Here is a 14,214-nt window from a genome sequence, read left to right on the forward strand (position 1 = left end):
GGCACATCCATCTCACGAGAGACCTCGATCTGTTTCTTTCCTTCTTCTACCACTAACTTAATCAGATGACGCTTTAAATTATCATCAATTCGTTTTCTCATGTGGACACACTCCATTCAGTTTGTTTGTTCTTTTAATCCAAACACGCTCATTAGATTATGTCCACTTTTTATACTATCTTCAATTCATATCTTTTCAAACACCAACAATCAAGGTGAAGCCCATACAAACAGGAAAAAGCCCGGGTGTTTGGAAGGGGTATTTGGAGAAGTATGGAGAAGGAATTCACCATATTTCTTTGGAGCTGGACAATTTGGAAGAAAGGTTACCTGGCTTTCGAGAAAAAGGCTATGACATCATCCAACAACGCAAGTATTAGAATGGGCAATATGCATATTTGGACACCAAAGAAGAGTTTAAAGTAGTGTTAAAATTATTTGCAGGTCAATCTCATTAAATTCAAAGTCAGAGGGTTTTGGAACCATAATTTATCTCCATGAAGTCAAATTTAAAAAGACGACATTTCGATTAGGAACGAAATGCCGTCTTTTTCTTATTATTGATTATCCCTATCCATGCACTTTAAGTTGGGAAGGACTATAGGGTTTATTACAAAAATTGCAATATATACTTTCTATAAGCTGAAATAATATTTTATTCTCAATATCAACTCGCTGTCAGATATACAATGCGTTAATTATAGTGGAAGGCATAGGGGGAAGTCAGTAAGATGAACCTACGATCAAGATTCTTTTTTATTTAAATGACTGCATAAACCGATCTGCTAATAGACGATTCTTCACATAAAAAGTTATAAGAAAACTATATTACCATTTTATTTTTTCTTATTGACATTAAATTCAGAAAAGTGTAAAATTCAATTACAGGTAATACAAAAACATGTTTTGTATATAAAACATATAAAAAATCCTGTTTTGTCATTGTTGATTCAGATTTAATGAAAGCGATTACAATGGGGACGGAGTTTTATAGGAGAAATACAACAGAAAATTGGAGGAATGAAAATGAAGAGAATGATTGCGGGTTTTGTCTTTGTATTGATGATCGGACTATTGGCTGCATGTGGTTCCGCTGATCAACAAATTGGTAAAGCTTCGGCTGAAGGAGAAAAGGGGAATGGACCGGTTGAAATTAAATTAGGCGTCGGCTATGCAACAGAAGAAAACTTATGGCTAATTAAAGTGGCATCGGATCTGGCACCGAATTATGGAGAGAAATATACATTAGACCTTCAGCAATTTAGGGCGAATACGGATCGATTGAATGCTTATCGAGCTGGGCAAATTCAAGGGGGATCAGTTGGACAAGGGGCAGCGATTATGTCGGCAGCTCAAGGTATCAATTTGAAAATTGTTGCAAACATAGCTAAAGAAACACCTGGGGAAGGATTCAACTCGGCATTCATGGGGCTGAAAGATGCTGGTCTTGAATCAGCGGCCGACTTAAAAGGTAAAACAATTGGTATCCCTGATTTCAAATCACCTACTGATATGTGGGCACGTTCGGCTGTGAAAGCAGCAGGGTTAGATCCTGATAAAGATGTAAAGTATGCGGTGCTTCCAACTCCGGCAGTGGAAGAAGCGGTGAAAAGTGGGAAGATAGATGTCGGTTTATTTCCACAACCTTTCTATGAAATGGCACAAGAAGCCGGTGAATTAAAAACAGTGTTCACTTCCAAAGATGGTGTTCCGATAGACGAAGATTTCCTGAATCTCTTTTTACATCCCGACTTTATTGCAGAGCATGAAGAGGCGGTTCGTGCACTCGTGGAAGACTTACAATATATGACAAGGTACTATGTGGAGAACAAAAAAGAGGCTCGTCAAAAGTTGCTGGATGCTGAATTTGTTCTTTCTGAACCGGAAATTTATCTCAATCTAGTCGATTATAACCGTTCGATCGATAGTTCACTTACGAAAGAAAGCTGGGAGCTTGTCCAAGAAATTTTGCTGGAAGACGAATGGATTGAACAGAAAGTTGACTTAGATGAATTGATTGATGACTCATTCTTAGCCAAATAACTTGGCCAATCAGGGGTGGGGTGAATGACAAAAGTATTTAAATTTAGAGGGAGTCCGAAATAGACTCTCTACAAATTTGGTAAAGGGAAGCTACAATGCTGGCCGGTAGCCATTGTCACAAAGATGCGACAGTTTTAGGTTAACTATGTCACTTACTTAAGACACAAGTAGACCGAAGTGTAATTGTTTAGGATGGTCTGTATTTGAAAAAGTTCAATGTTGGATTTCTATCGGAGGTGGCGAAAATGAGTTTTGGATCCGTAATGACAAGAGTTGTTCCCGTAAATAAGGTAGAGCCAAAAGAGAGTGCGATTAAAATATCTAACTTGCGTAAGGTCTTTGAACGTAAAGGTGAAGAGATTGAAGCAATCAAAGGGATTGATTTAGATATAAAAGAAGGCGAGTTCGTAAGTGTTGTCGGCCCGAGTGGTTGTGGGAAGAGTACATTCCTTCATATTGTTGGCGGCTTTATTGAACGGACATCAGGGGTGGTAAGTGTCCGAGGAGAAGAAGTTGGCAAACCTGCTCCGGACAGGGGAATGATGTTCCAAGAGTCGACCCTATTCCCTTGGCGCAAAGTTTACGACAATGTGGCATGGGGGTTGGAAGCACAAAAGTTTCCCAAAGCTGATATCAAAGAGCGGGTGGAATACTTCTTAAAACTTGTCGGACTTTGGGAATTCAAAGACAATCTGCCTTCCGAGTTATCGGGAGGCATGAGGCAGAGAGTATCTCTTGCTAGAGTGCTTGCTTTTGACCCTAAAGTGCTGCTTATGGATGAACCATTCGGTGCACTTGATTCCCAAACTAGAGAGACGATGCAAGTGGAACTTCAAAGGATCTGGTCGGAATCGAAAAAAAGCGTGATATTCGTTACACATGATATTGAAGAAGCGGTTTATTTAAGTGATTACGTCGTTGTTTTGACGAAACGTCCCTCGGTAGTTAGGGAAATCTTGAAAATTGAATTACCAAGACCCCGTGATGTATCGATTCGAAAGTCTTATGATTTTATTGATTACCGGAATCATATTTGGGATCTTTTGCATGAGGAGGAAAATGTGAAAAGTATAGGAGGTCAATCCAATGCTGAGTAGCTTTAAGAAAAGTCGCTTTATAGTTATTTCTTTAGTGGAGCTTCTTCTTTTCTTATCGTTATGGCAACTACTGTCAATGACGGATTGGTTTCCTACCTATGTCTCCAGCCCGGCAGTTGTTCTTGGGATTATTAGTGAATTTTTTATGACAGGTGAAGTATTTCCACACATAGGAATCAGTTTATATCGATCGATTGTCGGGTTTTTGCTGGTTGTTTTATTCGGAACAGGGTTGGGGATCTTAGCAGGATTTTTCCAACCGATTGGAAGGTTTTTTGATCCGGTCGTATCTTTTTTCAATCCGATTCCTAAAATTGCTTTACTTCCTGTGTTTTTAGTTTGGTTCGGTGTGACAGATACGACAAGGATTCTGATTATTTTCACGAGTGCTTTTTTCCCTTGTTTTATTGCAACATTGGATGGTGTTCGAGGAATTAATAAACTTTATCTATGGTCAGCGGAAAATATGGGAGCTTCTAAGTTCAAAATGTTGTACCGTGTTGTACTTCCAGCGGCCCTCCCTAAAATATTTGACGGTTGGCGTGTTGCTCTTGCGTTAACTTTTGTCATGATGTTTTCATCGGAAATGATTGGTTCATCAACTGGTAAAGGCTTAGGATTTATGATTCTGAATGCTGATGCATATGGCCGTACGGATATTGTTCTTGCTGCAGTCATAGTTATCGCAGCGTTAGGTTTTCTTTTCGATCGATTGTTAATCGGTCTGAGGGGGAGGGTCTTATGGTGGCAAAATCGATAGTAGATCGATTGTTGTCACGAAATCTTGTAGCGCTATAGACACCAGGACATAGAGGGAGGACGCATATGAAAGCGATAAAAAAATTTATTGTGAAATATTTAGCGTTAATACTAATAGCCCTATTGTGGCAAGGGTTCGTGTTGGCAGAACTTTTTCCAAGACAGTTATTCCCTGGTCTTGGAGAAATTCTATTGGTATTTGTTGAGCTGCTTGCCACAAGCGATCTATGGACAAATATGGGAGTTACAATTTATCGGATCTTGGTAGGTTTCTTACTTGCAGCAATCGTTGGAATTCCAATTGGGATTCAAATGAGCCGATCATCATTTATTGATGACCTGATGCAACCAATTTTCACGGCAGGTTATCCTATACCAAGAGTGGCTTTATACCCTATATTTGTACTCCTATTCGGGTTAGGTTCTGGTTCTAAAATATTTACCATTTTTCTCGAGTGCATTTTCCCTATAGTAGTGAGTACATACTACGGTGCGAAAAGTGTAAATCATTTGTACGTTTGGTCTGGTCAGAATATGGGGGCGACCGATCGAAAGCTGTTTTGGAAAGTGTTTTTGCCAGGAACGATGCCATCAATTTTCACAGGTTTCCGAATTGCGCTCCCAATAGGGGTGGTTATTGCTGTACTGACAGAAATGATCAGTTCAAATAATGGAATTGGATATTTTCTCGTTTATTTATCGGCCACCTTATCCCAAAGCAAAGTGTTGGCAGTCGTAATTTTTATATCACTCTTTGGTTATGGGTTAGATCGCTTACTACTATATGTAAGAAATCGATATGTTTACTGGTAAGAGATAGGTATTTTAGATAATTAACTAAAATTAAATTCAATAAAGTGAACCGTATACAAGTTTAGGGTCTCCAATTGTGAAATTCCTTAATAAGATAGTATGGGAGGAACGAAAATGAATATCAAAAACAACAAACGATGGTTATATATAGCGACGCCTATTTTCTTTCTATGGTTTTTCGGACAAATTGACAAGTTAGGAATTTCCATTGTCCAGACTGATCCACAGTTTCTAAGTGATCTTGGAATGACAGGAGCCAATGCGAATGCGAAGATTGGCTTCTTAACCTTTATCTTCATGGTAGCGTATGCAATCTCCAACTTTTTCTGGGGATTCTTCATTGATAAGTTCGGAGCCCGCAAAACAGCAATCATTGGAGTTTCGATTTGGACAGTGACAATGCTGCTAGGCGGATTTGCCACCACTTATGAAATGTTCATGGTGACACGGATTGTCTTAGGAATCGGGGAAGGGATGATGATCCCGGTCTGTGGGAAATTCATCGCTACTTGGTTCAACAAAAACGAATTGGGCCGCGCGCAGTCTTCCTGGATTTCGGGTAACTATGCAGGACCTGCCATCGGTGCAGTTTTCATTTCATTGATCATTGCCACGCTCAGTTGGCATGCGACGTTCTTTATATTGGCTGGGTTGAATTTACTTCTTGTATTGCCGATGTTGATTTTCTTAACTAGAAATGAACCGGAAAGCCATCCGGGCGTCAGCAAAGAAGAATTGTCGTACATAAGACAAGATGATACTCCGGTTACTGAAGAAAAGAAGAAAAGTTACGTTCAAGATTCCCGTTACTGGATTGTTTGGTTCGGTATGGTGATCACTTCTTTCTTATTTTTCGGCATTAGTATTTGGCTGCCAACGTACTTGATGCAAGCCAGGAATTTTGATGTAGATGCTATGACTGGGATCACATCCTTATCTTGGTTGTTTGCACTTGGCTTCGTTCTGATCTGTGGTTATTTAGCAGATAAAACGAAGCGCCCTAGTTTAATAGCAACGATCTTGTTTGCTTCCTGTGCAATCTTGTTGACGGTTTCCACACAAGTCTCGGTCGCCATCATATCCGCTTTGGCATTAGGACTTGCAATGGGAACATTGGGAGGAATCTTTCATTTAAGTAACTTATTTATCGTACAATTTTCAACGCCAGAAACTGCTGGTCGTGCAGCGGGACTCATGGGTTTCACGAACATATTCGGTGGGTTTTCCAGTTATGTGATGGGGTGGATGCGTGATAATAATGGAGGAGACTTTGGTCCGTCGCTCATTATGTTGATTGCTATCACCGCTTTGGGGTTCATCGCTTATTTGTTTACGCTTAAAACAGAAAACAAAGAAGTTCAGGAGGCTAAGAAAAAGATTCAAAATCAATCAGAAATGCAGGTGATTTGACCATTGCTTGGCTATTTTTTATTCTTCTGATTTGGCTTTTATGAAGTGGTTTTGAAATGAGCGGTCAAACTAAGTAGGTAATGGTAGTATGCGAAAATATTAATCGCTACAACTATTCTTATAGAAATAATATACTTCCTTAACTTAAAAAATTACAATAAATCACCATTCTTAAGAGTGGTGATTTATTTACAAGATTTTAATTCATAGTAAAACTAATTTTTTGAAACTTCACGGGAAACCCTAATTATAGGTTGAAGACGATGTTTGTATGGTGTGCTTTTCCCTAATGTGAACCTTCTGGAAATAGTAAAATTTAATTAATAAATGGTTTTGCTAAGAATTTAAACATCTTTATGTATTGAGGACTTTATTAAGTCTGATCTGTGTAGTGACTCTAATTTCTACTTACACAATTTCTTATAATTAGACTAATCTGAATTAATTATTGACAAAGAATAAAACAATGTTAATATTTAGTTATAAAACAAAACTTAGTTTTGTAGATGAAACTAAGTTGGAGGAGGTTTCAACTATGGTGGATAAAAAGTTTTCAATTGAAGAATTCAAAAAAAAGTATGTAGCTAAATTGGAAGACAGGACTTTGGATTGGAATGTATTAAAATTTCAAGAGGAGATTAACCCGAAATACAGGAGAGCACAAATGAGGTATATAGGTCGTGGTGCAACAGCAAATAATGATTCCAATATTATTACTGGAGAGAATTTCACTCTCAGTACAATGGTATTACCCGCTGGTTGCATTGGTCCATTACATTTACATGATGATGTAGAAGAAGTATTCTTTGTCTTAAAGGGTAATGTCACTGCATTAATTCAAGAAGATAGTGAAGGTGAAGTACATGAAATTAAATTAAATGCTCGGGATTGTATTAGTAGTCCTCCTGGTATATATAGGGGCATTAGAAACGATGGGGAGGATGAGGCTCTTATGTTAGTAATGCTAGGTGCAATAAAGCCTAATTTACCCACCTATCCTATTGGAAGTGAGCTAGAAGAGCTTAGAAAGTCTAGAGCTAAAGAACGAGAAGCAATTATTAAATAAAAGTAATATAGTTTTATATGAGTTTCGCGTATTCCTTAACATGTGGACATAGTGGTTCTTGGTAGAATCACTATGTCTATTTTTAGTAATTATATTCAAAAGGTAGATGGATAACGTATTTTGATTTAAAATATAAAGTTGCAGTTATTATGGTAGGTACCACAGGTATTAGCATATAAAACAATATAAACATTTTCGATTAAGTTATTCATATCATCTTCTTCTGTGACATAGTACTTCTTCGCAATATTTTTTCTGTTCAGGGTATTTTGGTTTATTTGTAACATATCAACACTTAAAATTATTTCCATTCTCTTTCGAGTTTCATGGACTATATTTTGAATTCGTACATAACAATCGTCACTAATCCCAAGAACAAATTCTACTTGACCAGTTTGTTAACGGCAATTGGTTTAAGATTTAATTGCACAACTGTTCCAACTAAACTCGTCACATCAATGTACAGTTCATTTTTATACTGTTAATACTCTATTCAAATTAGTATGAGGATAGCCTACACGAAGTACAAACTGTATTTGCTGACGAAAACCACGCAACGACAAGAGCCGGTTGAATTGGACCGACAAGTTATATCGATTTTCAAGCTACTTCCAAGGATCGGAACTCTACCTATCTTTACAAAGCATGGCAGTACATGATGCGGTTCATATGTCACTGACATATAAACGTTTATAATTTACATGAAGAGCAATGGAGATAAAAAATTATTGTCGAGAAGAGTACGGTACACTAAAAAACATTGAAAATGCAAGCATGTATTATTTCGAATGGTACAAGTCCTGGAATGACTGACTATTATTTTGGTTGGGAGAGAAGGGAAGACTATTTAATGGGATATCGAGTAGAAAGAAATTATTTAGGTTAAAAAACATTCCCTAGAATGTATATTACCGTATACTAACAGCGCGTGCTATGGAGAACTTTACAATTACCGGGAAAAAGTCACATCCCCAATTAATTTATCCATTAGCAACTTTGAAAAAAATAGCCACGAAAGCAAATGCTGAAATTAGTTTATTAAATTAAAAAGATTGCTTATGCGAGTATTAAAGCCGCTAAAAAAATGGAACCAGGGATGTTAACAGACCAAAGCTTAGTTGATGCGAGTCAAGGAGGGGCAGGAACTTCTTTAAATATGAATATTAATGAGTTACTGGCAAACAGATTGAGTTGCATAAAGGATATTTTCGCTTAAATGAGAGGATATATATTTAAGGTCGATTGAATCCTTCGGAATGCAATCGGCTTTTTCTGTTTTAAAAATAATAGGAAAAGGAGTGGTTCAAATGGTTGGTAAATAATTAGAGCGTCTGGTTTCTAATGGAGAAAAGGGGGTACTAACAAGTCGTTCACCTGCCATTTGGATGAAGAGAGAGGAAGGAGGTTTCATGTCTTTAAATTTTGCGATGCTTATCTGTTAAATGGTAATGGAGAAGTTGAAGCGCTTGAAGCGTTAACCGATATCAAAGGCATATTCTTATCCATTGAAAACAGTGACGTGAAGGTCATTGGTAGTAGAAGTATTGGAATCTATAGGAGGCGTTTTAAATGGTACTGGCAGGGGCAGAGGACATACAATACTTGGGGTCAGGGAATTAAGTTAGGAAAGGAAATTGAACGTGTTAAATCGGCTCTAAAGCAATGAAAGTTGAATTAAAGTCCTTCGTTGATGTTAATGGATCTGTTTATACAGATGATGTTATTTGAGATTACGCTATCCCTGCTCCGTGGCAATTTGACGAAAAGAGGATGAAAGAGTTAGCGCTATACATGGTACTAGAAGGTGTAAATCCATGGGGAATATTGAATCACAAATGAGTTGTGGAAAACGAACTATCAGAACAGTAATTATCTAACGATGGAGTTGCCTAGCGCGGCTCTTTTCATTGTACTGACGTAAGGATCACGTACACTTTACATACAAGGCAGAACCTTCGATAGATGTTCTCTTCATCAGTAGGGATCTTAATCTTCCTAAACAGACACAAAAATAAAAGGAATAGGTCGTGATACGATGAAAAGTAAAATGATGGCTATGTTGCTGCTAATCACCGCTTTATTAGTCGGCTGCAGTAAGGAAAATGCCAATAACGAAGAACAAGCACCACAAGAATCAGTAGACATTAAAGAATTAGTGAACGACTACACAGTTAGAAATGCTGTAGCTGCGTCCGCTTCTATTACATCGTCTGAACTGATTGTCACGGATGATGATAAAAAAGTTACAACATACGATCTTCCAGAAGACGAATTTTTTGTATCGATCGCTCCTTTTGTAAACACCACACATCCTTGTGATATTCATAGTCTAACAGGTTGTCAAGGTGAACTCGTCGAGGAAGATTTCGATGTACATATAGAAGATTCTGAAGGTCATGTGATTCTCGATGAAGTTAAGAAAACTGAAGCCAATGGATTTATTGACCTATGGCTTCCGCGTAATGACACATTCACTGTCACGATCAAACAGGATACGAAAAAAACCGTATCTGAAATCACTACATTCGATGGGGATAACACGTGCATCACGACTATGCGTTTGGAGTGATTTCGAAAGTGTTCTATCCCGAACTTCACAGTAAAAAACACATGTAACGCAAACATTTTCGTTTTGTGGCGCATGTGTTTTTATATTCAAGTAAATTGAGGTGAGATTTACAAAACAGAAAGAGGATGGGAAACCAGTCCCTTTTAGTTTACTAAACAGTCATATTCCTACATGAATTAATTGCCCGTTTATTCAATGTGGAAAGCTTATATAGCTAAATCTGGAATTCTTACTGATGGCGCAAAACCTTGGGGACTATTACTGACATGTAAATATGGGTTATAGTCTAAACTGCTTTATTAATTCAACATACTATAAAGGGATTAGTTGAAAAGGGGGGATAAATTTGAGAAACGCAGGAGAATTCCACGGGGGGCATGAGCAACATCGGCATGACCATCGCCATGAGCACCATCATCACCATTATCATTACGGTTCCCAAGGTCATCATGTAGGCCAACAAACAGGGTACCATATGGGACGCCATCACATGGTTCAACCGGTAAATTATTACCCTGTAGGTCATCACATGGGACACCAAGGTCACATGGGAAACCATCAATATGGAGGTTTCAACCGTTTTTAAAATTAGATTCGCTTTCAATACGTATGTAAGACATTAAAATTCAGCTATCAAAACAAATGGAATTGTATGGTCATTCCGTATCTACACAGTCTGGCTTTTGCAGACATTGTTCTTTTGCCATTGAATGTTAACGAAAGTTCAGTAGTTATTAATATGTAGAAACAACACGCACCGGCGGGAATTTCTGTCGGTGTTTTTATATTTAAGTAAATTGAGGTGAGATTTACAAAACAAACAGAAGAAAGGAGATTCTATTAATTTACTCTTTTTCACGCTTAAATCTTTATACAACGTGTCCTGTTGGAACCTGGATGAAATAGTATCGTGAAAATGAAATTTATCATTTTGATCAACTGATAGGTAATCAATATACCTTTGTTCATGGACCAGAACTTTCGAGTGAAGCGGACAAGAAAGAACGACTGATGTATCATTTGAAAATGGAGAATGAAATATGGCTTCCGCGTAATGACACATTCACTGTAACGATCAAACAGGATATGAAAAAAACCGTATCTGAAATCACTACATTCGATGGGGATAACACGTGCATCACGACTATGCGTTTGGATTGATTTCAAAAGTGTTTTATTTTGAACTTTCTATTAAAAACCCCTGTGCCGCAGGGTTTGCGGCACAGGGGTTTTTATGTGTATTTATACTTGGTTAGCTCGATGTAATTGTGCAAATGTACCGTTTTGACGTAATAGATTTTCATACGTTCCTTGCTCTTCGATACCATCTTCTGTCATCACGATGACTTGATCAGCATTGCGAATCGTTGTGAGGCGATGCGCGATGATCAGTGTGGTGCGATTAACGGCTAGTTCTTCAAGTGATTGTTGAATGATACGTTCCGTTTCTGTATCCAGTGCGGAAGTTGCTTCATCTAGAATAAGAATCGGTGGATTTTTCAAGAACATTCGAGCGATTGCGAGGCGCTGCTTTTGTCCACCTGAGAGTTTTAATCCGCGTTCACCAATTTGCGTGTCATAGCCATTCGGCATACTATCGATCAAGTCGGTTAGATGGGCTTTTTCTGCAGCTTCAAATACTTCTTCGTCTGTTGCATCTAATTTACCGTACGCGATATTATCTCGAATCGTTCCTGTAAATAAGAAGACATCTTGTTGGACGATCCCAATTTGACTGCGTAATGATTTCTGCGTCATTTCCCGAATATCTACTCCATCAATTGAAATGGAACCTTCATTGACTTCATAGAAGCGAGGGATGAGTGAACAAATAGTCGTCTTCCCAGCACCTGACGGACCGACGAACGCAACGGTTTGTCCAGCGTGAATCGTTAAATCGATATTGCGTAACACAGGTCGCTCTACGTCGTAACCAAATGTCACATCGCGAAGTGTAATATCTCCACGTAACTGATCAACTACTATTGCGTTTTTTCTATCTTTAATTTCTGGATCTTGGTTAATTAACGCACGAAAACGACTAAAACCTGCCATCCCTTTTGGATATAGCTCAAGCAACGCGCTAATTTTATCGATAGGTTTAATCAAAATATTACTAAATAAAATAAAGCTGACGAGTTCACCATACGTTAATTTATCATTCACTGTGAACCAAGCACCGACAATTAAAATAACGAGTGTGACGAGGCGAGTGAGCATATACATCGAAGACGTAGCCCAAGCCATGACTTTATACGCTTTAAGTTTAGCCAAGCGGAACTGATCATTGTCTTGCTGGAAACGACGTAATTCAAAATCTTCATTCGTAAATGACTTCACTACGCGTGAGCCAGACACTGAATCCTCAACCCGTCCATTGACCTCCGCGATATTTTGATACATTTTATGCCATGCTGCATTCATCTTCTTGTTAGAGTAAGAGACAACTACTGCGAGGAGCGGAACCATCACGATGGCGATCAAAGCGAGCTCAGGGTTGATTGTATACATAATTCCAAATGCGCCTAGAATAGTCATGACCGCGATGAACGCATCTTCTGGTCCATGGTGAGCCAATTCACCAATATCGAATAAATCAGTCGTGATGCGCGTCATGATGTGGCCTGTTTTGGTATTGTCAAAAAACCGGAAAGATTGTTTCTGCACATGTTCGAACAATTCACGGCGCATATCGGTTTCGATATTAATCCCAAGCTTATGCCCTAAATAGCTAACAATATAATGAAGGAACGTACTCACCAAATAGACGAGCAATAGTAAAAAGCTAACCGTGATAATTCGGTTCCAGTCTCCTGACGGCAGGAGTCCGTCGATAAACCACTGAACAGCAAGGGGGAAAGCCAGTTCAAGAAGTGCTACAAAAATGGCGCTGAAAAAATCGATCATGAACAAGCGCTGATGTGGCTTGTAGTAGGAGAAAAATTGTGTAATCATGTAGTAATTCCTTTCCGTTGATGTACTAGTAGTATAAGAGAATGCTGAGAAAAAATCATCTAGTAATAAATTAAAAGCCAATGAAAGTAAAGGCGGAAGAAGAGCCACACCTGGTATCGTCCAACTAGTAGTATATTGGTAGGGTTTCTGTGAAAATGATAACCGTCAGATAAAGTTTGGTAAAGTATGCTTTTCATCTGCCAAAAGGGGTATCTTATATTCGGCATGGAGTAGAAGTGAAAAGGAAAGAGTTTCAATATATGTATAACTTCGTCTGTACTATTTTCTTGCTTGTACCATCCCTTGCATAGTTATGGATACTTTGTTAAAATGCACCGCACACCTACGAGATATGCATCGAGCTGCAACGCCAATCAATGTGTGTAATACTGTTCCAAATAGAGGCGCATGTAATGTATAAGTACAAGATTATTAGCAGAAAATTTGATAATAGGGCAACGAACAAGCTTTGGAAACATGTACGATGACCTGAATCAATATGTCACTAAAGTGAATGAAAATAGGTGGGGCGATATGGAAGACAGAAAAAAAGTGAATCAATCGATGCAAGTGATGAAGGAAGGAAAGTTTTTTGCTTTTCTTTTAGAATCTCTTAAAGGGATATCCCAAATCATTTATCTTGAAAATGTCATTACAGGATTTCTAATTTTATTAGCCATTACGGTTTCTTCATTTTCATTGGGAATCATTGCGCTATTATCCGCCATGATCGGTACACTGGTTGCGAAAGTAGGCGGTGCAGATAAAACATTGGTCAGTAAAGGTTTGATGAGCTACAATTCTGTGCTTTCTGGATTAGTACTACAAACATTTTTGACCGGACCAAACGTCTGGATTGTCGCATTGTTAGGAGCGGCGATCACTGCGATATTCACAGCGACGTTAATGTATTTCTTAGGCAACGTCGGCATCCCGATTCTGACGTTACCATTTATCCTACTCACTTGGTTTGTACTACTTTCAACTTATAAACTCGATAGTATCAAGTTAAATGAATCACTGTCTCCTCAAAGTGTAGCTAATTGGGAACTGCATGTAGAAGGCGAAATTAATCTATTCCAAGCAATTTTCAATGGAATCGGTCAAATCTTTTTTCTAACTGAAACCATACCTGGTCTTTTATTATTCCTAGCGGTATTTTGGGCTAGCAGGAAAATGGGCATATATGCGGTCATCGGAAACGTGGTCGCTTGTGTTACAGCTCTTGCTTTAGGCGGGGAACATACGTTGATCATGTTGGGATTATACAGTTATAACGCTATTTTAACCATTTTAGCTGTATCAGTTGTCTACAACAAAAAGGAAAATCGCTATGCACCTATTACAGGCGTGGTGGCGGCATGTATGACAGTTCCTTTAATGGCGAGTGTCAGCATTTGGTTATTACCGTTTGGACTTCCTGCATTAACGATGCCGTTTGTATTGAGCACTTGGTTAATATTAGGGGCTAGAAAAGTTCTACCGAATTTATAATGGCTCTAA

General features: G+C 38.4%; 11 protein-coding genes. 10 read left to right on the forward strand and 1 reads right to left on the reverse strand.

All coding sequences use genetic code 11. From position 1 onward, the window contains the following. Window positions 1-1,025: 1,025 nt before the first annotated feature. The 9 genes from CSV77_RS11230 to CSV77_RS16940 all read left to right on the forward strand — a co-directional run bounded on the left by CSV77_RS11230 (window position 1,026) and on the right by CSV77_RS16940 (window position 10,917). Window positions 1,026-2,042 carry an ABC transporter substrate-binding protein gene (locus tag CSV77_RS11230; RefSeq protein WP_158232068.1) on the forward strand — a complete coding sequence of 339 codons (1,017 nt, stop codon included), beginning with the start codon at window positions 1,026-1,028 and terminating at the stop codon, window positions 2,040-2,042. A gap of 203 nt (window positions 2,043-2,245) precedes the next feature. Next, entirely contained in the window at window positions 2,246-3,139 is an 894-nt protein-coding gene (locus CSV77_RS11235; RefSeq protein ID WP_233212227.1) for an ABC transporter ATP-binding protein, read from the forward strand. Further along, window positions 3,129-3,899, forward strand: coding sequence for an ABC transporter permease (locus tag CSV77_RS11240; protein WP_099673498.1), 771 nt, complete (start codon window positions 3,129-3,131; stop codon window positions 3,897-3,899). The genes CSV77_RS11235 and CSV77_RS11240 overlap by 11 nt, the downstream gene beginning before the upstream one ends. 65 nt (window positions 3,900-3,964) lie before the next feature. Then, window positions 3,965-4,711 (forward strand): ABC transporter permease, encoded by a 747-nt coding sequence (locus CSV77_RS11245; protein WP_085130849.1) that lies wholly within the window; start codon window positions 3,965-3,967, stop codon window positions 4,709-4,711. Between the two features lie 114 nt (window positions 4,712-4,825). After that, window positions 4,826-6,121 (forward strand): MFS transporter, encoded by a 1,296-nt coding sequence (locus tag CSV77_RS11250; protein WP_099673499.1) that lies wholly within the window; start codon window positions 4,826-4,828, stop codon window positions 6,119-6,121. Window positions 6,122-6,656: 535 nt separating this feature from the next. Beyond that, window positions 6,657-7,187: a cupin domain-containing protein gene (locus CSV77_RS11255; RefSeq protein WP_099673500.1), complete on the forward strand. Its 531-nt coding sequence runs from the start codon at window positions 6,657-6,659 to the stop codon at window positions 7,185-7,187. A gap of 2,035 nt (window positions 7,188-9,222) precedes the next feature. After that, complete coding sequence (locus tag CSV77_RS11265; RefSeq protein ID WP_099673502.1) at window positions 9,223-9,756, forward strand: CueP family metal-binding protein; 534 nt, start codon at window positions 9,223-9,225, stop codon at window positions 9,754-9,756. Window positions 9,757-10,102: 346 nt separating this feature from the next. Next, entirely contained in the window at window positions 10,103-10,342 is a 240-nt protein-coding gene (locus tag CSV77_RS11270) for a hypothetical protein (RefSeq protein ID WP_099673503.1), read from the forward strand. A gap of 425 nt (window positions 10,343-10,767) precedes the next feature. After that, window positions 10,768-10,917 carry a hypothetical protein gene (locus tag CSV77_RS16940; RefSeq protein ID WP_158232069.1) on the forward strand — a complete coding sequence of 50 codons (150 nt, stop codon included), beginning with the start codon at window positions 10,768-10,770 and terminating at the stop codon, window positions 10,915-10,917. 81 nt (window positions 10,918-10,998) lie between these two features. Here CSV77_RS16940 and CSV77_RS11275 read toward each other — a convergent pair whose 3' ends face one another. Beyond that, the gene (locus CSV77_RS11275; protein WP_099673504.1) at window positions 10,999-12,711 is read right to left on the reverse strand and encodes an ABC transporter ATP-binding protein; all 1,713 of its coding nucleotides are present in this window, start codon (window positions 12,709-12,711) and stop codon (window positions 10,999-11,001) included. A gap of 534 nt (window positions 12,712-13,245) precedes the next feature. On the opposite strand from CSV77_RS11275, the gene CSV77_RS11280 reads away from it, so the two are divergent. Next, window positions 13,246-14,205: an urea transporter gene (locus tag CSV77_RS11280; RefSeq protein ID WP_099673505.1), complete on the forward strand. Its 960-nt coding sequence runs from the start codon at window positions 13,246-13,248 to the stop codon at window positions 14,203-14,205. Window positions 14,206-14,214 lie beyond the last annotated feature (9 nt).

This window comes from Sporosarcina sp. P16b, from assembly GCF_002743065.1.
Classification (GTDB): domain Bacteria; phylum Bacillota; class Bacilli; order Bacillales_A; family Planococcaceae; genus Sporosarcina.